A 21,561-nucleotide genomic window follows, 5' to 3' on the forward strand; every position below is an offset into this window, starting at 1 on the left:
GGGGCCGACGTGTGCCTCAAGGCGGCCGCACGCTGCGTGCACCGGCATGGCTCACTCCTCTTGGGCTCCCGTCAGCTGCCTTCCCCCGCCTCTCTGCCCCTACCCTCTGCCCTCAACCGTGCCCCTATTTCTCTTATGCGCCACCACCAATTTGTCATTCAAACAGTGGGGGACTGTCTTCCCGGGTGCGGCGTGCGTCGCGGCCCTGGTGGACCGCTTCGTCCAGCACTGCCACGTGCTGGACATCGACGCGGACTCCTGGAGGCAGAAGCACGCGGGCGTTGACCCGCAGCCGACTGCTCCGGCCCCCAAGCGCAAGAGCTCCAAATCCGCTTGAGTGCCTGAGCCCCTGAAGAACCTCGCCCCCGATCGCGCCAACGACCGGGGGTTTTCTCGTCTTGGGGGTGGATGCTCGGTTGACCCGACCGTCAAATTCCGTCGGATCTTCGCTGCCGTCTACACTCGTCCCCCAGCCAGTGCGCCAAGCCAGTGATGGAAACCCAGCGGTGGGCTCCACGGCGAGGATTCATAGGCGGCCAAGGGACCAGGCGGGAGACGCGGATTCGTGGACGCGGTGTTGCACGAGGCGCAACGCCCGCCTCCCTCGGGTGCGCCTGTCCATCCGAGGCCGCCCTGGGGCTCACCCGGGGGCGGTTGCGAGAGCTCACGCCGTCACCTTCTGGAACGGCAATCGCGAAGAGGAACACCAGGTTGCCGCGGATGGGCACGCCGAAGGCGAAGCGCATGGCCAGGAGGGCCGCGACTCGGCCTGTCGCCTACAGGCGTCCGGCCTCTAGCGCGCCCCGCAGAGGAGGGCCGGCTCAACGTCGCCGAAGAACTCCCGGAACGCGCTGATGCGGTCTCCCGTCACGTCGAACCCGATGATGTTGTGGCCGCGGTACGCGTGGTCTCCGAACTGGCCCCGGCTCTCGAACTCGAAGACGATGGTCTTGCCGTCCGACATCACGCGCAGCGGCTGCAGCAGCGTGAGCCGCTCGCCCCGGGTGGAGTGCCCGCGGACCTTGTTCACCATGCGCTGGTAGCCCTCGGCGCCGGTGTAGCGGCCCCGGTCCTCGCCGGTCGGGAACGAGAACTCGAAGTCCTGCGTCAGCATGGCGAGGTAGGGCTCGAAGTCACCCGTGGCCCAGCCCTGCGCGAAGGCCTCATAGGCCCTCTGGGCGGTCTGGCGTGCCTGCTCGCTCTCGGGCACTTCCTGGGTGGAGGCCATGCAGCCGCTCATGGCCAGGGTCAGCACGGCGGCGAAGATGGAAACGCGAAGCGTGCTCATTGGAGGAAGTCCTTGAGCCGCCGCACCAACTCCTCGGGCTGCTCCTGGGCGATCCAGTGGCCGCTCTGGGGGATGGCGCCGCCGGTAACGTTCTCCGCCACCTGCTGCACCATGGGCACCATGAAGGGCCCGGCGCTCGCCTCCCCCCCGAGCGCCAACACCGGCATCGTCAGCTTGCGCTGCGCGAAGAGCTGGTTGTCCTGCACATCCAGAGGGAAGGTCATGTACCACTTGAAGCCCGCGGCCAGGGCGCCCGGCTGGGAGTAGGCGCGGGTTGCTTCGCGCAACTCCTCCTCGGTGAAGGCTGTCTTGTTGAGCGCGAACTTCTGGTAGAAGGACTGCAGGTACTCGCGCTCCTGCCCCTTCACCATCGCCTCGGCGAGCTCCACCTCCGCATGGAAGTCGAAGTGCCACGAGCGTGGGTCCAGCAGGATGAAGTCCCAGAAGGGCTGGATGCCGGGCAGCGGCGCGTCCATCAGCACCAGCTTGCTCACGGCCTGGGGGTACTGGGCCGCGTACGCGTAAGCCACCATCATTCCAATATCGTGCCCCACCAGGTGGATGGGCTGGTCCACGAAGCCAATCTGCCGCACGAGCTGGTAGATGTCCTCCGCCATCTGCTTCTTGGTGTAGCCCTCCGCGGGCTTGGAGGACTCACCCGCGCCGCGCAGATCCGGGACGATGACGGTGTAGCGCTCGGCGAGCGAGGGCATGACCCGGTGCCACTCGTACCAGGTCTCAGGCCACCCATGCAGCAGCACGAGCGGGGCGCCTGCGCCGCCGCGCACGTAGTGGAGGGTGAGGCCGTTGACCTGCGCCGTCTCATGGCGGAAGCCGGCCGGCGCCGGGGCGGGTTGCGGCTGCTCCGGCTGTGTCACCTCCTCGCCGCAGCCCAGGCTGGACGCGGTGAGCAGGGCCAGCAGCGGCGCGAGCAGGTGTACCTTCGAGGGGAAGTTCATATCGTCATGTCTCCTTGAGCAGATCTCCCGCGCGTCCGGGCCTGCCCGGCTCCGCGCTCGAGACATGGAATACGCGCTCACGGGTGGGTAGACCAGGGAGCAACAATGAGACAGACTGTTCCATATGAGGAACGCCCTGGCGCTGGGACTGGATGACATGGCTGTGTTCGCGGCGGTGGTGGAGGCGCGAGGCATCACCCCGGCAGCGAGGCGGCTGGGGTTGCCCAAGTCCACGGTGAGCCGCCGCGTGAGCGGCCTCGAGGCGCGGCTGGGAGTCCCGCTCCTGCACCGCACCACGCGCCAGCTCCGCCTGACCGAGACCGGCGAGCGCTACTACGAGGGGTGCACCCGCGTGGTCGCCGAGGCCCGCGGCACCGAGGAGGCGCTGCGCGAGGCGCAGGCCGTGCCCCGCGGCCCCCTGCGCGTGAGCGCCACGCCCCACCTGGCCGAGCTCCTGGCGCCCGTGGTGGCCCCCTACGTGGCGCGCTACCCGGGCGTGGAGGTGGAGGTGCATGCCTCCTGGGGACGCGTGGACCTGCTCGCCCAGGGCTTCGACCTCGCCCTGCGGGTAGGGCCGCTCGCGGACTCCTCCCTCCTGTCTCGCACGCTGGGCGCCGCGCGCACCGTCTACTGCGCCAGCCCGACGTACCTGCGCGCCCGGGGGGCGCCTCGCGCCCCGCGAGAGCTGCGCGCGCACGCCTGCATCACCCTCTCCGACGGGGAGCCGAGCGTGAGCTGGCCTTTCGTTGGAGCGAAGGGGCGGGAGGTGGTGCCGGTGTCCGGCCCGCTGCGAGCCAACACCTTCCCGCTCGTCTTGCATGCCGTCCTCGCCGGGCTGGGCATCGGGCGCTTTCCCTCCCCCTCCGTCGCGCGGGAGCTGGAGGCCGGGCGGCTCGTCGAGGTGCTCTCCGCGTACAAGCCGCCCAGCGTCCCCATCCACGCCGTCTACCCTGGCAGCCGCCGCGGCTCGCCCAAGGTTCAGGCCTTCATCGAGGCGCTCATGGCCCACATGCAGTCGGAGTCCACCTGGGGCGGGGAGTTCCAACACGCGGGCCGGCGGCCCTCGCGCGCTGCCGGCGCTCCCACAGCCCAAGGCAGATCATGACACGGCTCTCGACGGGCGCCTGGGGGGGCAGGATGGCGTCGCCTTCAACCAACATCGCCGCCAGTGGGTGCCTGCGTCCCCGGTCTGACTTCGCCGGCCAGTTGAATGTCACGGTCAAACTTGTTCTATAAAACAACGTTCGCAGAATCTGCTTGCGGAGCAGGCCGCGTGCGCAGTGACAGGTGCTCCAGAATCGCGCGGACTGCGTTGGGGGCCGTCAGGGACGCCAACACCCGGCGCCTGCCTCCACACCAGCGACAGGTGGAGACATCCAACGCTTTCCGTCCTGCGCGGCAGCTTCGCGAAAGTCCACTCGCGGCGTCCGCTGCTTCTTCGGTTCCTTCCTGACCGCTCTCTCAGGTGCCACGCTCGCCCCCTCCTCTCCTGCTTGGGGGATGAACAGGAGCCCGGACACCTCCGAGACGCTCCCTGGCCGGTCCGGGGCCGGTGATGCGAACGACTGCGCGGTGGGCCGAGGCCATTGGCTCCATCCCTACCACGAGGCCGTTGGGTTATCGTAGTTCCCCGCTCCACCTCCACGGGCAACCTGCCGCTCGTATGGCGCGCGATGCTCTCCGAGCACTCCTCCGGGGCGCGCTTTCTCCGGCTGCCAGCCCGTGGGCTGATTCCTCGGCTCCTTCCGGCCCGGGGGATGAGGCTCACGCTCCTCCGTAAGCACCCAGCGAAGGAACGACAAAGCCTTGCATCCCTCGAGAGAAAACCCTCTGGGGATGGGGGGGGCATTGCACGGCAGGATCACCAACCCTAGTTCTAGTGCTGGAGTACAGAACGGCAGGTAAAGACAATCAAGCGAGCGCGCCATGCCCACTCATGCCAACGAGAACACGACCATCTCGTTCATGCCTTCTCCCAAGAAGGGTTACCCCCTCACGGCGGACGAGGAATCGAAACTGCGCACCATCGTGCGCGACCAGGTCCTGCTCAAGCGGAGCGAACCGTACAGGTCGGCGAAGATCCGCGTGAAGGCGGGCAGGTATGCGAACGAGAAGACCCTCGTCGTCTACCTGCAGCGCAGGGACTGCTACTCCCTGGAAGTCATCGCACTGACCCTCGACGCCAACGACAACGTCACGTCGGAGGAGAAGAACTACGTCGACAAGGAAGTGGACGAGGGCCCAGCACGCAAGGCCTTCGACTTCGAGGCGATCGACTTCGTGTGCGCGACGCCGGTGCCGGATATTCCAACGGCGAAGACAGCGGTCGAAACCGTTGCCGCCATCGCTGAGTCGTGTGGGCTCCGCACGCAGATCCTGCTGGGTCCGGACGCCTCCGTCGCCAATTACCAGGCCTTCCTTTCCTCCGGAAAGCTGAAAGGGTTCCTGAACGTCGGCCACGGCAACAACTACTGCATCGCCCTCGACGATGGGATGCTCACGTCCGACTGGTTCGAGTCGTTGACCTCGCGCCCGGTATTTCCGGCGGCCGTCTATTTCAATTCCTGCGAGGTGTTCAATCCACCCCTCCAGCCAGCCATCATGGACGCGGGCGCACGCACCTTCGTCGGGGGCAGGCTCGACCTGCTGATCGGTCCCTCGGAGGAGGTCGCCAAGGCCTTCTGGAGGATGGTGCTGACGGAGTCGCGTCCCATGGGCGACGCCATCATCCAGGCCGAGCGTGAGCACTACCCCGACCAGGGCGCCCACGGAATCTCCGGAGACACGGGCGAGTTCACGAGGGGATTGTTCGAGACCCCGGTCCTCGTCCTCTCGGACTTCGGGCACGAGGCCGGCGGGTGGCGGGTGGAGAAGCACCTCCGCATCCTCGCGGACATCACCGGCGACGGCCGCGCCGACATCGTCGGTTTCGGCGACACTGGCGTGCTCGTGGCGCTGAGCCGCGGCGACGGGACCTTCACCGCCTCGAAGCTCGTCCTCTCCGACTTCGGTTATGACGCCGGAGGGTGGCGGGTGGAGAAGCATCCCCGCTTCCTGGCGGACATCACCGGCGACGGCCGCGCCGACATCATCGGCTTCGGCAACGCTGGCGTGTACGTGGCGCGGAACCGGGGCGACGGGAGCTTCGAAGCGCCGCGGCTCGTCCTCTCCGACTTCGGTTATGACGCTGGCTGGCGGGTGGAGCAGCACCTGCGCTTCCTGGCGGACATCACCGGGGACGGCCGCGCCGACATCATCGGCTTCGGCGGCACCGGCGTGTACGTGGCGCTGAGCCGCGGCGACGGGACCTTCGAAGCGCCACAGCGCGTCACGGTCAGCTTCAGCACCGAGGCCGGCTGGCAGATGGCGAAGCACCCACGCCTCCTGGCGGACATCACCGGCGACGGCCGCGCCGACATCATCGGCTTCGGCGATGTCGGGGTGATCGTGGCGCTCGCCCGCCGCGAGCTGGGCATCCAGGCACCGGTCGAACGGCCGCAAGTGACGCGGGCCGCCCAGCCGGCCGGGGTGGACGTCTGACGGGTATGGGCGGGCAACGGGGCTGGTTCCGCTCTGGGAATGCCAGGCGGCGGGTTGGATTCCCGCCGCCTCCCTCACGGGCTCAGCCCTTGAGCACGGCGATGGGCGTGAGAGGTTCGGCACGCGCTTGAGGTTCAGGCCCAGCGCGAGCTGCGAGCGGATGAAACCCGTCGCGCGCTCGAGGGCCTCCTCCACCGGAGCGGGGCCGGACTCCTGGCGCTCGGGCGGAAGGGTGAAGCCGATACGGGCCTGGCGGCCGTCCGGCGACAGCTCGAGCGTCGTCACCGTGACGCCCTCGAGCAGCGGATCGGACAGCTCACCTCGGAAGAGGAGGGACACCTCCTCGAAAATGGAGGACTGCAGGCGCAGGTGACGCGCCGGAACAGACGCGTCGTGTGGCGACGCGCCGCGGGGACGGCGAGGCTTCGAGCTCATGGAGCGAACGGTTCCCTGGACGCCGCACCCGCACGGGGGCACGGCGCCATCCGTCAGGAAGAGACGAGGCTCCACACCGGTGCCCGAGCACCGGAGCCAGCGGTCCGTTCAGCGGTGAGACGGAACGCGCCCGGCTACGCGAGCGGCGGCGTGGAGAGACCCGAGACACCGTTTTCGACACGTCCCATGGCACACCTCCCGCCGCGACAGCGGCCTCCGCGCGAGCCAAAGTGCCCAGGATGGGCACCCACACTCCCTGTGTCAATCCCCGGGCGCCGCGCCGCAAGGAAGGATTGCTCCCGGACACGGCGGACAGCAGGATGAGGACATGGCTGACAAATTCATCCTCAGTGACGAGGAGTGGAGCAAGCGCCTGACGCCCGATGAGTACCGGGTGCTGCGGCACCATGGCACCGAGCGCCCCGGCAGCGGGTGCTTCCTCGGGACGAAGACGCCCGGCACGTACGTCTGCGCCGGCTGTGGCAACCCGCTGTTCAAGTCCGGCGAGAAGTTCGAGTCCGGGACCGGCTGGCCCTCCTTCACCCAGCCCCTCCAGGCGGACGCGGTGACGGAGTACCAGGATCGCTCGTACGGCATGCTGCGCACCGAGGTCCGCTGCGGCCGGTGCGATGGCCACCTGGGGCACGTCTTCCCGGATGGTCCCCCGCCCACCGGGCTGCGCTACTGCATGAACTCGGTGGCGATGAAGCACGTGCCGGAGGGGCAACCCATCCAGCTCGTGACGAAGTGAGCCGCCAGGCGCTCAGGCCCGCTCGATGACCCAGGTGGGCAGCGCCGCGAGGAAGTCCTTGTCCGGTGAATCCGGCACGTCCGCGAAGGCGAGCGCGAACTCGTGCAGGGCCGCCCCGGCCAGTCCGTGGGCGACCTGCCGCGCGTAGTCGATGGACCCGTACCGGTCCATCTGCTCCCGGACCCACCGGACCTCTTCCCGCGTCCGCTCCGCGCGGGGCCTCCCGAGCACCCCGGAGAGCCGGGCCCGTGCCTCGGGCTCCATCGCGTTGAGCAGGTGGATGAGCATCAGCGTGCGCTTGCCCTCCCAGATGTCGCCATCGCGCTCCTTGCCGTAGCTCGCCTCGTCCCCCACGAGGTTCAGGAGATCGTCCTGGATCTGGAAGGCCGCGCCGACGAAGAACCCGAAGTGGAGATAGCCATCCAACTCCACGCCATCCCGGGTGCCGATGAGGACCCCGACGCGCATCGGATAGATGGTGGTGTACCAGCAGGTCTTCTTCAGGACCATGCGCAGGTAGTCGGCCTCCCCCAGCTCGATGACGTGGTGCTGGCGCCACCACAGCTCGAGGGCCTGTCCCTCGACGGACTCGCGCGCCATCCGCTCCGCCTCCTCGAGAATCCTCAAGGCGAGCCGGGCGCCCAACGCGCCCACGTTGTCGATGAGCGGACGCAGGCTCAGCACGGCCAGGGCGTCCCCCGCGTTGATGGCCAGGGGAGCGCCGTGACGCAGGTGCAGGGTCGGACGGCCACGCCGCTCCTCGCTCTCGTCCTCCAGGTCGTCGTGGACCAGGAACGCATTGTGGAGCAGCTCGAGCGCCACGGCCGAGTTCAGGGCGTCCGTGGGCGGAGCCCCGAAGGCCCGCGCGGTGGCCAGACAGAGGCTGGCGCGAAGGGCCCGCCCTCCCCGCTCGGGATAGTCCGAGACGAGCTCATAGAACGCGTGGTGGGACTGTCTGTCCCGCAGGTACTCCCTCATGCGGGCCCGGGCCGCGGCGCCATACTCCTCGAGCGTCTCCCGGACTCGCGCCGATGCGGCCGTGGTGGACATGAGACCTCCGGTCACCGGGGAGGAATCCGCACGGTGAGCGTGCCGCGCGGAAGGCCCGTCCGCTCGTCGACGATGAGCCCGCTGTAGACCCCGGGAGGATGCGCCTCCGCGACCCGGAGATGGAGGACCACCCGTTCCTCTTCGGGCAGGCACTCGATTTCCACGCCCGTGATGCGTGGCTTGTCCGGCTCGGGAGCGCGCAGGTCGTGAACCACGAGCGGCAGGGCCGAGGAGCGCGGGCGAAGCTCGAGCGAGACCTCGACGCGCCGGGGCGAGTCGATGTCGAGGGTGAGTCCCAGGGGAGCCACGGCCTGGGGCTCGGGAACCACCGGGGGTGCCGGCGCCTCGGCCCTCGGGGGCTCGGAAGCGGCCGGGGCGGCTCCCGCCGGGAAGGGACCCGCCGTCCCCATCGGAGGCGCGACACTCGAAGCGGAGCCGGCGCCACCCGCGCCCATCCTGCCCATCAATTCCATCCACAGACTGGCGAAGTCCGTGAAGCTCCGGAGCATCGCCCCCATGCGGTTCTGGAGCCCATCATCGGCCGGAGCCCCTCCTCCGGACGAGGGACCCCCCATCGCGCGTGCCACGTTCTGTCCCTGGCGCAGGTACTCCTCGATGACCCGGTAGCCCATCTCCACGCCTCGGGAGACGGCCTCTCCTGACGGAGGAGCTGCTCCCGGCGGTGGCGTGCGCGGGGGCGTGCCCGGGAACAGCACGGTCCAGTTGCGGATGGGCTGCGTGCGCTCGGGCTCCGGCTTCTTCGCTCTCTCGCGAGGATCCATGGTGCTCACGGGTGATCGAACCCCACGATGTCCTCGAGCCGGGGTGCGCCCGAGAGGGAATGAGCCGCCAGCCGCCCCGACATCACCGCGGCCTCGACACACCCCTGGTTGAAGCCACAGTCCGTCCAGTCACCCGCGACGGTGAGGTTGTCGTAGGTGTTGTCCAGCGGCGAGAGGCGGTACTTCAAGCTTCCGGGCAGCGACAGGGTGTAGCGGTCCGTGGGGTTCACGTTGGCGGTCCAATACTGAGAGGAGAAGCGGGCCTCGCCCGTGGTGCTCGCACCGGCCTCCGGCGGCTCCCGCGCATCCAGGAGCAGGTCCCACCGGAACCCGCCAGAGGCCTCGTGAGCCCGGGGCCACAGGTGGACGACGTCCCGCTGGAGGAACTGGATGCAATTGCGCCGGACCCGCTCGTGCTGCTCCTGGGGAAAGGCGGGGCGCTGCCGCTCCTCCTCGGGGACATCCGGCAACACGTTGCAGAAATAGGCGATCGCCGCCGGTGGCCGGGGCCAGCTCTCCTCGGAGGCCAGATGGGACATGTCCGCCCAGGTGTCGAAGGGCTCGACGAAGCCCGAGAGGTTGATGGGCGGCGCGCTCCAGCCGAGCTCGCTCATGCCCGCGCTCATCCAGAGCTGACAGGCCTGGGTCGGGACGGTCTTGACGCGCTCGACCATGGCGCGCCACCGCGGATCCCTCTCCACCAATTGCTTGCAGACATGGGGGATGGCCCCGCCGCCCACGGCGAGGATGACGAAATCGAAGTCCTCCCCCACGCGCAGCGTCCGCGTCCCCACCTTGCGCCGGTCCCAGTGGGACTCGAACTGCCATCCCTCCCGTTCGAGCCGCTCCCCCTCCACGAGCTGCCGGTAGTCGGGAGCCGCGGGCCAGCAGGGCAGCCCGCGCACGTCGACGAGCGGCTGGTACTCCCCTCCACCCACGACCTCGGCCTGCACGTCGAACTCGAGCGCCTCCACATGGGGGCGCTCGCCCGGCGCGAGCCGCTCGGGCGCCACGAGCCGGACGTCCTCCAGGCGATGGAAGAACGCGAAGCGGACACCTCGCCGCTTCAGCACCTCGTAGAAGGGAGCGAACACCACGTCCCCCATCCCCGACTGCATCTTCCAGAAGAAGGCGCCCCGGTAGGTGAAGAACGCCCGGAACGCGCCTCGCAGCCCCTGTCCGGCAGCGACCCGGGGTTTGCGCACGTCCCCATCCTCGTAGGCGAAGGTGAGATCATAGAGCGCCCGGACGAAGGCGCCGTTGATCGTCCCCTCGGAGGCCCCGTTGAGGCGCAGCCACTCCCGGCAGTCGTAATCGTCGATGGCGTCGAAGCCCCGGGGATCCGTCAGCAGGCGGAAGCGCAGTCCCCCGCGGACGACCGCCAGCATCATGTCGATGATCTCCCAGAGGCGGCGGAGCTGATCGTCCGTGTCGATCAGCTTCGCGAAGCGCTCGCGCAGCGCGGCCGCCACCGCGTCATGGAAGCGAAGCAGCAGGTTCTCCGGGTAGCGGCGCAACGTGCCAAGGGCAACCTCCATCAAGCCCAGCGCCTCCATCACCGCGGCGAGCGTGGCGAACTGTCCGTACTTGAGGAGGCTCGACATCGACTCCAGCACCGCTTCCGGAGTCCCCACTCCCACCGGGGCCCGCCGTGCCTCGGGTGCCGTCCCGCTGGCGGGCTCCCACACCGTCATCACCAGGGCGCGCACCAGCTCCAGGCTCCTCGCCAGGTAGTCGGCGATGGTCCACCGGGGAACCTCGTTGCCAGGATCGCCGGGCAGCCCCTCGAATGGGGGCATCCGTGCCGTCCAGGGCGACCAGCCTCCCCGTGGGGACCAGTCCGCCAGGCCGTTGAAATGATCCGGAACGAAGGCATCGCTCCAGTCGGCGATGCGGCAGGTGGCCGGGTCCCGCTTCAGCTCCGCGTAGCACTCGCGAATCAACCGGAAGGCGTTCTCGTAGAACCCCATCCACAGGTGGAGCCCATGCTCCTGGATGCGGTCCGCCGGCCCCCTGCCCGACGCGCCCTTGCCCCCCAGCCTCCAGCCGAGCTGGTACACGGTGACGCGATAGCGGCCCTGGTGCTCGGGCCGCGTCAGCTCGAAGGCGGCGGCGATGCCCGCGCAACCCCCTCCGATGATGGCGATGTCGATGGGGCGCTCATGGCTCATCACCGCTCAGTGAAGAAGACAGACACGAAGCCCGTCAATCCAGCGCCTGGCAGGAGCGTCCATCCGCCAACGCCTCCCTGCACTCCAGGGCAATCAAAACTCCTCTCGCAAGACACCCGCGAACGAGAGCACGAAGTCCGGGCCATAGACTCGCGCGGGCGTCTGGGCTCCCGCCTCCACGTCTCCCGCGAGCACGCGCTCGACGAGGGCCAGCGCGGTGGTACAGCTGAACGTATAGGCCTCCGGGGTGCGCAGACGCCCACGGAGGCGGCGGCCCGCGGCGTCCTCCACTTCCGCGACGATGACGCCCTGGCGTCCGGCGCGCTGCTCCGGAGTCGGACCGGCAGGCAGTGCCCGCGCCTGGAGCTCGAGCCCGAGCCGCCCCACGTCCGAGGCGAGCAGCCCCCCGAACCAGCGGTTCGCCATCACCATCATCCACAGGGTGGGGATGGCGTCACAGTACACCTCGATGTCCGGGATGCCCGTCGAGTAATACGCGGTGCTGACGTCTCCCCAGCTCATGGCGAGGCTCGTCCGCGGGCCCGAGCCGAAATCGAGCTCGCGCTGGAGCGAGCCCGGGACGAGCTCGAGGATGCGCCCGCCCCGGCGAATGAGGATGGACTGCCCCGCGCCCTCGGCGAGCGTCCGGAACGAGCCACGGGAGATCATCTCCAGCCCGGAGATGCCCAGCACGAGCCGCCGGGCCCCCCGCACCTGGCGCGACAGGTGGAGCGCGAGGCAGTCCGATGGGACGACGTCGAACCCGGCCCCCGGCATGAGCATGACGCCGCGCCGGCGTGCCTCGGCCCCCCGCTGGAAGACGCCCTCGATGGCCGCCACCTCACCACTGAGATCGAGGTAGTGGACCCCCGCGCGCAGACAGGCGTCGACCATGGGACGGCACGTCGAGGAGAACGGCCCCGCGGCATGGAGGACGGCCTGGACTCCCCGCAGGGCCTCGTCCAGGCCGGCGTCCAGGCGGGCCACCCGGTACTCCAGACCCAGCTCCGAGGCCAGGGCCGCGAGCCGGGACTCGTCCCGGCCACACAGGATGGGGCGGAGCCCCCGCTCGTTCGCCGCTCGTGCCAGCAACCGGCCGGTGTAGCCCGTGGCCCCATAGAGAAGGAAGGGATGGGTGATCGGCATCGGGTTCCCCCGCCCCCAACCTACGACAAGACACACGCCCCGTCGCACGCCTAGCCCTTGAGATCACACCCACCTGACTCATTCTCTACTCAGTAGGCCTCGGGCAATGCCCGAGCGTGCCGCGACTGCGGGGATTGATGGCCATCACCAGACAATCCGACAGCTTCCTCCCGGAGCGGGACCCCGGCGTCCACGAATACCGGGCGAGCCTGCTCAGCGTGTTCCTTCACACGGATCCCCGGGGCGATGCGTCGTTGGCCCTTCCTCCGGAGATGCAACCGCTCCCCCTCTCGGAAGCCATTGAGCTCATCCATCAACTCCCCGGAGGACGGACCGAGGAAGCGCTGGCCACCGCCGAGTTCAAGCTGGCGTCCGCGGTGCTCGTCGAGCAGCGGGACGAGTTCATCCACCATCTGGCGAACCTCCTGGGCGTGGAGGTGGGGGACCCGGCGGCCTTCCGCAGGGCACTCACCGAGAGCATCCAGGAGACGGTTCCCGGCCAGATCCCGGGCCGGTTCCTGAGCTATGACGACATCAGGAACTTCGCCTATCGAGGGCTCGCCAACCCGGCCCCCACGGAACCTCCGCCTCCGACGGAGCAAACCCCCGTCCCCCCGCTGGTCTATCCGGTGTACCCCACCCGGGAGAGGGGCCTGCGCAAGGCCCTCCTCCAGGTCATGGGCCTGACGGCCAAGACGCCCACGCCACCCGAGGAGGCCCGGGTGCGCTCCGCCCCGCAAGCCGCGCGGTTTCTCACGTCGAGACCCGAGAGCACGGTGGACCTGGAGACGTTGGTCACGACCGTGGACATCCCCTCCGAGTCCAGATGCGACTTCGCGTTGCTCGCTCGCACCCTGGATCCACGGAGCTGGGGCCCCTCGCCCTTCTGGCCCGAATGCTTCCAGGTGGAGCCCACCCCGGACGGACGCGGGTTCGTGCCGGTCCCGGCCGCCAAAGCGACCCTGCGAGGAACGGATTGGCACGGAGCGCTCTTCGAGCACGTCGAGTGGAACTGGAACACGTTCCGCGCCGCCTCGTTCCGCAACTTCCTCAACATCGACTACACGGTGGACGAGCCCCACCAGACGATCGACATGCGGTTCTCGCTCTTCTCGTGCGAGGGCAGCGAGCTCTTCGTGGTCTCGTTCGACCGGGGCATCGACGTGGACGCCGGTTTCCAGACGGTCGCGCCCATCCCCAATCCCCGCGCCGGAGGACCCCGCTTCCAGCTCCGCACGGTGAAGAACATCCGCTACTCGGACCTCCTGGACAGACGGACCCGTCCCCCGGCCGCCCTGGGCTCCGGCCAAATCCTCTCTCATCTGGCGCCAGTCGTCGTGGGGCTCTGGATGAACGAGCTCGTCAAGAAACTCTATTGTTAGACAAAGGAGCCCGCCATGACGACGACGACCGGTGACACCAGTAGCGCCCCTTCGGGGACGGGCACCACCACCGCCGTTCATCGGTTGGACGAGTTCCTGAAGGCCTCCACCTCCTTCTGGCAGGACCAGCTCGGCCGCTGGACGGGCATCCTCCAGAAGGTGAGAGCGGGGACGTACGACTCCACCCAGTGGATGCAAGACACCCTGGGCATGGTGGACGCGTGGATCGACCTGGCGACCGTCCCGTTCCAGTTGGCCGCGGGGCGCGAGAACCCACTCCCCACCCTGCTCTTCGTCGTGGATGGAGACGCCGAGTTCAGCCCCCCAGGCGACGCGGCGACGAACATCTTCCTGCCCCCCGGCGTCACACCGGAGGTGAGCGATCTCTACCGGGTTGGAGATGACATCCTGGCGGGAGGCCCACCGGTCTCGGGAAGCCGCACGATCTCCTCCCGGGCACACGTCCGGGCCCGCCTGTCACCGGAAGGAGACCGGGTGGTGGTGACCCTGGTCGACATCGGCAGGGGCAGGAGCGTGCGCGAGCAGAAGGGCATCTTCCCGGGGCTCTATGCGGGAGCCGTGTTCGCCAGGGAAGGATCAGAACGCCGCCCCCTCGCGATCATCTGTGCCCTCTTCGAGGAACCCACGTTGCCGTAGGAGACCCGTGGCGGGCACGCCATCTCGCGAGCAGGCCTTCCTCGGATTGGGACACGAGATGGGACAGGTCATCGGTCATGAAGAGCGCAGCGCGTCGTTCCTCGTCGGGGAGTCCGCCTCGCACGTGGGTTCCGAATGGGAGGACTCGTTCCTCCGGGAGATCTCCCACCAGGCGCCACCGGTTCCCATGCCCGTCCTGGGCGAGCGGTTGGGGGGCCTGGATGGGAGCCGGTACGAGATCCTCGAGCTGATCGGCGAAGGAGGCATGGGGCGGGTCTTCCGGGCGCTGGACCATGAGCTGCAGCGGACGGTGGCCCTGAAGTTCCTCCTCTCCTTCCTGCAGTTTCCCCAGAAGGAGGTGGCACTGCTCGTCCGCGAGGAGGCCCAGGCGACGGCGCGGTTGGATCACGACAACATCGTCCGGATCCACGACGTGTCCCTGTGGAGCACCGGCTTCCGCCCGGCGCTCGGCCCCTCCCCCTTCAAGATTCCCTTCCTCGTGATGGAGCACCTGGAGGGCAGGAGCCTGCAGGCCCTCCTGCGCCAGGAGCGGCTCGGACTGCCACGCGTCCTCGGCATCATGATCGACGTGGCGGCGGGCCTGGCGCATGCCCATGAGCGCCACCTCGTCCACCTGGACCTCAAGCCGGGCAACATCTTCATCCACTCCACGGGCCGGGCCAAACTGCTCGACTTCGGCCTGTCACGGCTGCTGATCGGCGCCGGTGCCTCGCACGAACCAGGTGGCTCGGGAACGCCCCCCTACATGTCTCCGGAGCAGTGGATGCGGGCGAGGCCCCACGCGCGCGATGACATCTGGTCCTGCGGCGTCCTGCTCTTCGAGCTGCTCACCGGCGAGCTGCCGTTCCCGAGGCTGACGCGCCAGGAGCTCCGGGCGTACGTCCTCTCCGCCAGCCCCATGCCGCGGGTGCGCGAGCGCCGCCCCGAGCTCCCCCAGGAGGTGGAGCGGCTCGTCGCCTCGGCATTGGAGAAGGATCCCTCGCAGCGCCCGGCGGATGGCTCCGAGCTGCTCGAGGGGCTGTGCGAGCTGCAGGAGCGGCTCGCCCTGCGGCCCGAGCGCCCGAAGGCCCAGGCCGAGCGGCGGCCGGTGACGCTGGTGTCCTGCCGGCTCGCGCTGGCTCCCGCCCCGGGGGGATGGATGGATCCCGAGGACGCCAGCGAGCTGGAGGCGGCCTTCCACCGCGCCTGCACGCGCATCATCCACCAGCACGGCGGGGCCATCACCACGGCCGTCGGAGGCGAGGTGCTCGCGTGTTTCGGCTACCCCCGGGCCGGGGAAGATGACGCGGAGCACGCGGTCCGCGCGGCGCTACAGCAGACGGAGCAGCTCCCGCGAGAGATGCTGTGCATGTGGCGTCACGGCCTGTCCGTGCGCGTGGGCATCCATACCGATCTGGTGGCCCTGGCCAATGTCATGTCCGAGCTCCAGGGGATGCTCCCCGCCATGCAGGGCGAGGCGCCGAGGATCTCCTCCTGGCTGGCGACACAGGCCGAGCCGAACACGGTGCTCGTCAGCGAGCGGACCCAGGCGCTCGTGCGAGGCCGGTTCCAGACCCGGCCGCTGGGCCACTGGTGTTTCGAGGGGACCTCGGGAAGCCAGCTCCTCGGCGTCCACCGGGTGCTCCAGGAGCGCAGGAACGTGACGCGCTTCGATCGTGCGCTCGTCATGGGCCCCCTGACACCGTTGGTGGGGCGGGAACGGGAGCTGCGGCGCCTGAGCCAGCTGCGCGACGAGGCCGCGCGCGAGCACGGGGCCTTCATCCTGCTCCAGGGCGAGGCGGGTATCGGCAAGTCCCGCCTCATCCAGGAGTTGCATGATCAGGAGACTCCCGGCTCGAGCACCTGGGCGCGGTGCCAGTGCTGGCCTCAATTCAAGAGCAGTGCCTTCCATCCGCTCATCGACTGGCTCCAGCGCTTCCTGGAGCTCTCGCCCCACGACAGCGCCCAGCAGAAGCTGCGAATGCTGGAGGAACGTAGCGCCGCCCTCGGCCTGCCCCCGGAGCACGTGCCGCCACTCGCCTCGCTCCTGTCGCTGCCGCTCCCCCCGGGTGCGCCCTTCCTCCTGCTGCCTCCCGAGCGCCAGCGGGAGCGCGGTGTCCAGGCCCTCTCGGCCCTCCTCCAGCGGCTCACCGAGGACCGGCCCCTCGTCTTCGTGGTGGAGGACGTGCACTGGGCCGATCCCTCCACCCTCCAGTTCCTCGGCTACCTCCTGGAGCACCTCGCGCGCCTTCGCATCTGCGTGCTGCTCACCTCCCGGCCCGGGCTCACGCAGCGCTGGGCGGAGCATCCCGGCTACCACGAGTCGCGGCTCGCGCCCCTCTCGTCCGAGGACACCGCCACGCTGGCGCGGGAGACGGCCCGGGGCGGGACCCTGCCGGACGGGACGCTCGAGCAGCTCGTGGCCCGGGCGGATGGCATTCCCCTCTTCATCGAGGAGATGACCCGGATGGTGCTGGAGCAAGGGGGCTCGGCCGGAGGCATTCCGGCCACCCTGCACGAGCTGCTCCTGGCGCGGCTCGACCACCTCCCGCCCCGGACGAAGGCGCTGGCGCAGCTCGCCGCCCTGCTGGGCCGGGAGTTCGGCCAGGAGGTGCTCCGCGCCATCTCGCTCCTCCCGGAGGACGAGCTGCAGCGGGACATCGAGCAGCTCGAGCAGGCCGGGTTGCTCTTCCAACAGGGCTGGCCGCCCCACCTGACGTATGCCTTCAAACACGCGCTCGTCCAGGACGCGGCCTACCAATCGCTGCCACGGAGCACGCGCAAGCACTACCACACCCGGATCTTCCACGTGCTGAGCGAGCGGTTCCCCGAGATGGCGGAGGAACAGCCGGAGCAGCTCGCGAACCACGCCACCCGGGCGGGGCTGGCCGAGCAGGCCGTGACGTTGTGGCAGAGGGCGGGCCAGCGAGCCGCGGCGAAGTCCGCCCTCCCCGAGGCCATCAGCCACCTGACCCAGGCCCTGGAGCAATTGGAGCTCCTGCCGGCCTCGCGAGAGCGGGACGAGCGGGAGATCGGCCTGCGGGTCGAGCTCGGCCAGGCGCTCGTCGCGACGAAGGGCTATGCCGCCCGGGAGGTGGAGGAGGTCTACACCCGCGCCCACGCGCTCTGCGAGCGGTACGGGGACGTCCCCCTGTCGGTGGTCTGGGGAATCTGGGTCGTCGCGCTGGTGCGGGGCAACCGCGAGGACGCGGCGCGGGTGGAGGCGCGCTTCCAGCGCATCCTCGAGACCCACGATGATCCCACGACCCAGGTGGTCATCCATGCCGCGCTCGGCTCGCTGGAGTTCTGGCGGGGTGCGTACGCCGAGGCCCTGCGGCACTGCACGCTGGCGAAAGGGTTGATCCGCCAGGAGCACCCCCTGGAGACCCTGGCGCGCATCCGCGGCGGTGGCAGCGAGAGCTACTTCTCCGAGCAGGTGCTCTACACGCCCCTGTACGAGGCCTTCACCGAGTCGATGCTGGGAAACATCGCCCGGGCCCGTGCGGCGTACCAGGAGGCGCTCGCGCTGGCCGAGGCGATGCAGCACCCGTATGCGGTGGCGGTCACGCTCTCGTACTGTGCGTCGATCGAATACGAGGTGGAGGAGCCCGAGGCCGCGCGAGACATGGCGAACCGGTTGATCGCCGTCTCGGCCGGCAACGGGTTCCTGTCCACCCTGGCGATCGGCTACTGCGTGCTGGGTTGGGCCACCGCCCGGCTCGGAGAGGCCGAGAAGGGAATCCCCCTCATCCAGCAGGGCCTCGGGCTCATCCAGGCCATGGGCGCGCTCGTCATGTACCCCACGTGCCTGGTGTGTCTCATCAAGGCGTATCTCGTGAGCGGACGCATCGACGAGGGACTGGCCGCCGTGAAGGAGGGACTGAAGGTGCTCGAGCCCCTGCTGGCGCGCCGTGCACACCCGGACCTGCTGTGGCTCCAGGGAGAGTTCCAGCTCCGGAAGGGAGAGACGGAAGCGGCACGGGCCTCGTTCGAGCAGGCGCTCACCCTGGCCCGGCATTCCGGCGCGGCGCTCCATGCGTTGCGCTCGGCCGCGAGCCTGGCGCGGCTCCTGGCGCAATCCGGCGAGGAGCAGAAGGCCCGCGAGCTCCTGACGGAGGTGCTCGGCGGAGTCTCCGCGGACGCCAGCCTCCGGGACTACCGGGCCGCCCAGGAGTTGCTGGCCAGGCCCTAACAGCCGGGCTTCACCCGGATCCACCGGCCGTAGTGATCGGAGTGGGTATAGAAGGGCCACTTGCGCACGCCGGCCGTCGTCTTCCACGCGGGAGCCCAGCCGCTGTAGGACAGCTCGATGGGCGCGCATTGCCCGAAGGCACCGGGCTTGCCCACCAGCACGGCGTCGTAGTCCGCCTTCTCTCCCGTGGCCATGCCATTGGGGCCCGTGTCCACGGTGCCCCCCACCCAGTTGGACTGGAAGCCGGGAGTCTCGTAGCCGCCCATCACCGCATTCATCATGGAATAGGCATACGGCTCATAGAAATACGTCTGGGCGGCGGCCTGGACGAGGAGTTGATAGCCCCGCGAGTAGCTGTGGGTGCTGGTGAAGTCGGAGTTGAAGTCACCCCCGAAGAGAACGAGCGACGGCGGATAGCTCAGCTGGTTGGCGGTCACCTGGTTGCGGATATAGGCCAGCGACTGCTTCATGTTGGAGATACGCGAGGCGTCCGAGGCGGCATCGCCCTCCAGGTGCCCCTTGTTCCCGTAGGTGAAGTGCGTATCGAAGACATAGTAATACTTGCCCGCCTTGGCGAAGATGGCGCCCCAGACCCCCTTCTCCTTGTGGATGTCCGCCCCGTTCGAGTCGGTGAACGGCTGGAGGGTGAGCTCCTTCACCAGCGTGGTGCCGCTCTTGTAGAACATCATCAAGCCGCTGCAGTCGTTCTCGATGCCACCCCAGGTGTCATCACAGTAATAACCAGTGGGGGTGAGCAGGTTGAAGCCGCGCGCGGCCATGTTCTGCTTGGGTCCGTCCTGGATGATGTCGTCATAATCCCAGGCCTCCTGGTACAGGACGACGTCCGCGCACTTCGTCACCTTCCCCAGGCTCTGCTCCATCTCGTCTCCGAAGTCGTAGACGAAGGGCACGTTGTGGAAGATGTTGTAGGACGCCACCGAGAAGTAACCCGTGTCGTCGCACGTCTCGTTGAGCTGCCAGGCGGGCGTGAGGGAGGGATTGAAGTACTCGAGCTCGGCCACCGCGTCGTACCAGGCAGTGGGGCTGTTCGAATAATAGGCGTCATACCCGGAGGCCCACGCCGAGCCTCCGAGCGTCAACGCCACCACCGCGAACAACAGGCGGAAACTTCCCTGATTCTCGAGAGTCTTCATGGGCTGAGTTGGTATTTCTCGAAGAGCTGTTGATCGAGTCCGGGCATCCGCTCGCGCAGTTGCTCCGGCGTGAGACCCGCGCGGGTCAATTGACGCAGGAGCCTGTCACGCTCCTGGTTGAAGGCTCGCAGGCGCTCGCCCCGGTCCTGTTGCTCCAGCTGGTGCTCGAGGTGGAGCCGCGTGACCTCGGGGCCGGCGTACCGCTCCAGGATGGCCTGTTGTTGCGCGGGCCCGAGGGCCCCCGCCGGCCCGTGGAGCCGCAAGGCATTCTTCGCCAGCTCGAGCGGCTCCACCACCGAGGCGAGCTCGACGCCATGGTCCCGCGAGATGCTCTGGAGCAGGCCGTCATAGGCCGCCATCCGCTGCTCGGGAGACAGACGCGAATCATTGACGAGCTCGTCCACCAGGAAGGGCAGGCGCACCAGCTCATCCGAGAGCCCGAAGAGCCGCTGCTCGACGTCCGGGCCCACGATGTCCCGGCGCTCCTGCCGGAAGCGCTCGTAGGCCACGTGGAACGCCTCACCGCCCGAGACGGGGGACGCTCCGAGGCCATGCCGAGCCGCGGCCTCGTCCACCCGCGTCAGGGACTCCCAGAACCGCGCCTGGGAAGTCCCCTCGGGCAGGGAGAGCCGCTCCCGGAGCAGCGAGAAGAGCAGCTCCCGGCAGAATTCCCCGGCATTGGATCCGGTGAGACCGAGCCGCACGAGTCCGCAACGCCGCTCGAGGAGACTCTCGAGGATGTGGCCCGGAGCCAGCGCGAAGTCCCCCTGCGAGGACGCACGCTCATAGCTCCGGCCCAGCGAGGCCCGGACGTTCGCCACCCGCATCCGCAGCTCGAGCTCCCGCGCATCGAGGTTCTCGGATGGAGCCGGCGCATTCCTGGCGGGGGGTGCCGGACGTGGAGTGCCGGTCCGGGAGGGCACCTGGCCATCGGGCGTGGACGGGGCCCGAGCGACCGCCACGGAGTGGGTAGAGGACCACCCGGCCGCCAGGCCCAGGAGCACCGCCCCCGAGAGGACTCCCAGAACCCTGACGCCCACCCGCATGGGAGCACCTCTTGCTCGCGGCCGGACTCGCGCTTCGACAGCTGGCGAGCGACAACAGACGCGTATGGGATTGGACTACCGGCGAGCAGCGCGCTCGACCTCGGTCAGGCGCTTCTGCGACAGCTTCAGGTACTGCTCGTCCATGTCGATGCCCACGTAGCGCCGGCCCAGCTTCAGCGCCGCCACACCCGTGGTGCCACTGCCGTTGAAGGGATCCAACACCAGCGCGTCCTCGGGGGTGCTCGCCTCGATGACGCGCTCGAGCAGCGACACCGGCTTCTGCGTGGGGTGGCTGCCGTGCGCCTTCTCCTCGCGGCGCGGCGCCGTCATCGTCCACACGCGGCCGGACTCGTCGGCGGCCAGCTCCTCGTCACCCGTGCGCGGCAGCGCCCACACGTCGCGCATCTGCTTGCCACCGTTGTCCGCCTTCATCTTCGAATAGTTGAAGGTGTGCTGCAGCTTGGAGGCCGGCTTGGGCGAGGCCCAGATGAGCAGCTCGGAGGAGTGCGTGAAGTAGCGGCACGCCAGGTTGGGGCTGGCGTTGGGCTTGTACCAGGTGACGGTGTTCAGCAGCTTGTAGCCGAGCTTCTGCATCGCGAAGCCGACCGAGAAGATGACGTGCTGCGTGCCGCTCACCCAGATGGTGCCGGTGGGCTTGAGCACCCGCTGGCAGGCCTTGAGCCACGCGGTGGTGAAGGCGTGGTCCTCGTCCACCCCGCGCGACACGTCCCAGCCGCCCTTGTTCACCGCGGCGCGCTTGCCGTTCTTGCAGGTGAAACCGCCGTTGGACAGGAAGTAGGGCGGGTCGGCGAACACCATGTCGAAGGTGCCCGGCTCGAACTGCTCCATCAGCGCCAGGCTGTCGCCCTGGTACAGCCGGTACGCATCGCTCTTGGCGTAAAGGCTCTCGCGCAGAGAGGGCTGCTGAACGAGCTTCAGGGCAGTGGCTTCCGCGGACATCTCGCCTCCGTCAGGGGTCGTCGTGACGGGCGGGAATGTGCGGGCAAC

At 69.0% G+C, this 21,561-nt stretch carries 16 protein-coding genes and 1 pseudogene; 7 read left to right on the top strand and 10 right to left on the bottom strand.

All coding sequences use genetic code 11. From position 1 onward, the window contains the following. Positions 1-151 precede the first annotated feature (151 nt). Entirely contained in the window at positions 152-337 is a 186-nt protein-coding gene (locus VFZ09_RS27325) for an ATP-binding protein (protein ID WP_329730616.1), read from the top strand. A 456-nt stretch (positions 338-793) separates the two neighbouring features. Here VFZ09_RS27325 and VFZ09_RS27330 read toward each other — a convergent pair whose 3' ends face one another. Beyond that, positions 794-1,288 carry a nuclear transport factor 2 family protein gene (locus tag VFZ09_RS27330; protein WP_329730617.1) on the bottom strand — a complete coding sequence of 165 codons (495 nt, stop codon included), beginning with the start codon at positions 1,286-1,288 and terminating at the stop codon, positions 794-796. Beyond that, positions 1,285-2,247 (bottom strand): alpha/beta hydrolase, encoded by a 963-nt coding sequence (locus VFZ09_RS27335; RefSeq protein WP_329730618.1) that lies wholly within the window; start codon positions 2,245-2,247, stop codon positions 1,285-1,287. The genes VFZ09_RS27330 and VFZ09_RS27335 overlap by 4 nt, the downstream gene beginning before the upstream one ends. Positions 2,248-2,371: 124 nt before the next feature. Between VFZ09_RS27335 and VFZ09_RS27340 the strand changes: the two genes are divergently transcribed. Together VFZ09_RS27340 and VFZ09_RS27345 are read left to right on the top strand one after the other, a co-directional pair. Then, the gene (locus VFZ09_RS27340; RefSeq protein ID WP_329730619.1) at positions 2,372-3,352 is read left to right on the top strand and encodes a LysR family transcriptional regulator; all 981 of its coding nucleotides are present in this window, start codon (positions 2,372-2,374) and stop codon (positions 3,350-3,352) included. A gap of 821 nt (positions 3,353-4,173) precedes the next feature. Beyond that, positions 4,174-5,787, top strand: a complete 1,614-nt coding sequence (locus VFZ09_RS27345) for a VCBS repeat-containing protein (protein WP_329730620.1) — start codon at positions 4,174-4,176, stop codon at positions 5,785-5,787. A 123-nt stretch (positions 5,788-5,910) separates the two neighbouring features. Here the strand turns inward: VFZ09_RS27345 and VFZ09_RS27350 are convergent. Continuing rightward, a pseudogene (locus tag VFZ09_RS27350) lies at positions 5,911-6,222 on the bottom strand (ribosome-binding factor A); the annotation flags it as partial. A gap of 328 nt (positions 6,223-6,550) precedes the next feature. Here VFZ09_RS27350 and msrB point away from each other — a divergent pair. Then, a complete protein-coding gene (msrB, locus tag VFZ09_RS27355) occupies positions 6,551-6,973 on the top strand; it encodes a peptide-methionine (R)-S-oxide reductase MsrB (RefSeq protein ID WP_047856455.1) in 423 nt (140 codons plus the stop codon). Between the two features lie 12 nt (positions 6,974-6,985). Here msrB and VFZ09_RS27360 read toward each other — a convergent pair whose 3' ends face one another. From VFZ09_RS27360 to VFZ09_RS27375, 4 genes are all read right to left on the bottom strand, one after another. Beyond that, entirely contained in the window at positions 6,986-8,023 is a 1,038-nt protein-coding gene (locus tag VFZ09_RS27360) for a polyprenyl synthetase family protein (RefSeq protein WP_329730621.1), read from the bottom strand. Between the two features lie 11 nt (positions 8,024-8,034). Next, entirely contained in the window at positions 8,035-8,814 is a 780-nt protein-coding gene (locus VFZ09_RS27365; RefSeq protein WP_329730622.1) for a hypothetical protein, read from the bottom strand. Further along, complete coding sequence (locus VFZ09_RS27370) at positions 8,811-10,976, bottom strand: FAD-dependent oxidoreductase (RefSeq protein WP_329730623.1); 2,166 nt, start codon at positions 10,974-10,976, stop codon at positions 8,811-8,813. The genes VFZ09_RS27365 and VFZ09_RS27370 overlap by 4 nt, the downstream gene beginning before the upstream one ends. A gap of 93 nt (positions 10,977-11,069) precedes the next feature. Continuing rightward, the gene (locus VFZ09_RS27375) at positions 11,070-12,122 is read right to left on the bottom strand and encodes a saccharopine dehydrogenase family protein (RefSeq protein ID WP_329730624.1); all 1,053 of its coding nucleotides are present in this window, start codon (positions 12,120-12,122) and stop codon (positions 11,070-11,072) included. A gap of 116 nt (positions 12,123-12,238) precedes the next feature. Between VFZ09_RS27375 and VFZ09_RS27380 the strand changes: the two genes are divergently transcribed. From VFZ09_RS27380 to VFZ09_RS27390, 3 genes are read left to right on the top strand one after another with little or no spacing between them, the layout of a single operon-like run. Then, on the top strand, positions 12,239-13,504 hold the full coding sequence (locus VFZ09_RS27380) for a hypothetical protein (RefSeq protein WP_329730625.1): 1,266 nt from the start codon (positions 12,239-12,241) through the stop codon (positions 13,502-13,504). A gap of 15 nt (positions 13,505-13,519) precedes the next feature. Next, the gene (locus VFZ09_RS27385) at positions 13,520-14,161 is read left to right on the top strand and encodes a hypothetical protein (RefSeq protein WP_329730626.1); all 642 of its coding nucleotides are present in this window, start codon (positions 13,520-13,522) and stop codon (positions 14,159-14,161) included. Positions 14,162-14,168: 7 nt separating this feature from the next. Continuing rightward, the gene (locus VFZ09_RS27390) at positions 14,169-18,353 is read left to right on the top strand and encodes a protein kinase domain-containing protein (RefSeq protein ID WP_329730627.1); all 4,185 of its coding nucleotides are present in this window, start codon (positions 14,169-14,171) and stop codon (positions 18,351-18,353) included. Here VFZ09_RS27390 and VFZ09_RS27395 read toward each other — a convergent pair. From VFZ09_RS27395 to VFZ09_RS27405, 3 genes are all read right to left on the bottom strand, one after another. Further along, a complete protein-coding gene (locus VFZ09_RS27395) occupies positions 18,350-19,507 on the bottom strand; it encodes an endonuclease (RefSeq protein ID WP_329730628.1) in 1,158 nt (385 codons plus the stop codon). The genes VFZ09_RS27390 and VFZ09_RS27395 overlap by 4 nt on opposite strands. Continuing rightward, entirely contained in the window at positions 19,504-20,553 is a 1,050-nt protein-coding gene (locus tag VFZ09_RS27400) for a lipase secretion chaperone (RefSeq protein ID WP_329730629.1), read from the bottom strand. Before VFZ09_RS27400 ends, VFZ09_RS27395 begins: the two co-directional genes overlap by 4 nt. A 75-nt stretch (positions 20,554-20,628) precedes the next feature. Then, positions 20,629-21,513 (bottom strand): site-specific DNA-methyltransferase, encoded by an 885-nt coding sequence (locus VFZ09_RS27405; protein WP_329730630.1) that lies wholly within the window; start codon positions 21,511-21,513, stop codon positions 20,629-20,631. Positions 21,514-21,561 lie beyond the last annotated feature (48 nt).

Source organism: Archangium sp., from assembly GCF_036277355.1.
Classification (GTDB): domain Bacteria; phylum Myxococcota; class Myxococcia; order Myxococcales; family Myxococcaceae; genus Archangium.

Coding starts and splice junctions, on each gene's coding strand:
- VFZ09_RS27385 (WP_329730626.1), top strand. CDS start 13,520: ATGACGACGACGACCGGTGACACCAGTAGCGCCCCTTCGGGGACGGGC.
- msrB (WP_047856455.1), top strand. CDS start 6,551: ATGGCTGACAAATTCATCCTCAGTGACGAGGAGTGGAGCAAGCGCCTG.
- VFZ09_RS27400 (WP_329730629.1), bottom strand. CDS start 20,553: ATGCGGGTGGGCGTCAGGGTTCTGGGAGTCCTCTCGGGGGCGGTGCTC.
- VFZ09_RS27395 (WP_329730628.1), bottom strand. CDS start 19,507: ATGAAGACTCTCGAGAATCAGGGAAGTTTCCGCCTGTTGTTCGCGGTG.
- VFZ09_RS27370 (WP_329730623.1), bottom strand. CDS start 10,976: ATGAGCCATGAGCGCCCCATCGACATCGCCATCATCGGAGGGGGTTGC.
- VFZ09_RS27335 (WP_329730618.1), bottom strand. CDS start 2,247: ATGAACTTCCCCTCGAAGGTACACCTGCTCGCGCCGCTGCTGGCCCTG.
- VFZ09_RS27345 (WP_329730620.1), top strand. CDS start 4,174: ATGCCCACTCATGCCAACGAGAACACGACCATCTCGTTCATGCCTTCT.
- VFZ09_RS27405 (WP_329730630.1), bottom strand. CDS start 21,513: ATGTCCGCGGAAGCCACTGCCCTGAAGCTCGTTCAGCAGCCCTCTCTG.
- VFZ09_RS27330 (WP_329730617.1), bottom strand. CDS start 1,288: ATGAGCACGCTTCGCGTTTCCATCTTCGCCGCCGTGCTGACCCTGGCC.
- VFZ09_RS27360 (WP_329730621.1), bottom strand. CDS start 8,023: ATGTCCACCACGGCCGCATCGGCGCGAGTCCGGGAGACGCTCGAGGAG.
- VFZ09_RS27375 (WP_329730624.1), bottom strand. CDS start 12,122: ATGCCGATCACCCATCCCTTCCTTCTCTATGGGGCCACGGGCTACACC.
- VFZ09_RS27340 (WP_329730619.1), top strand. CDS start 2,372: ATGAGGAACGCCCTGGCGCTGGGACTGGATGACATGGCTGTGTTCGCG.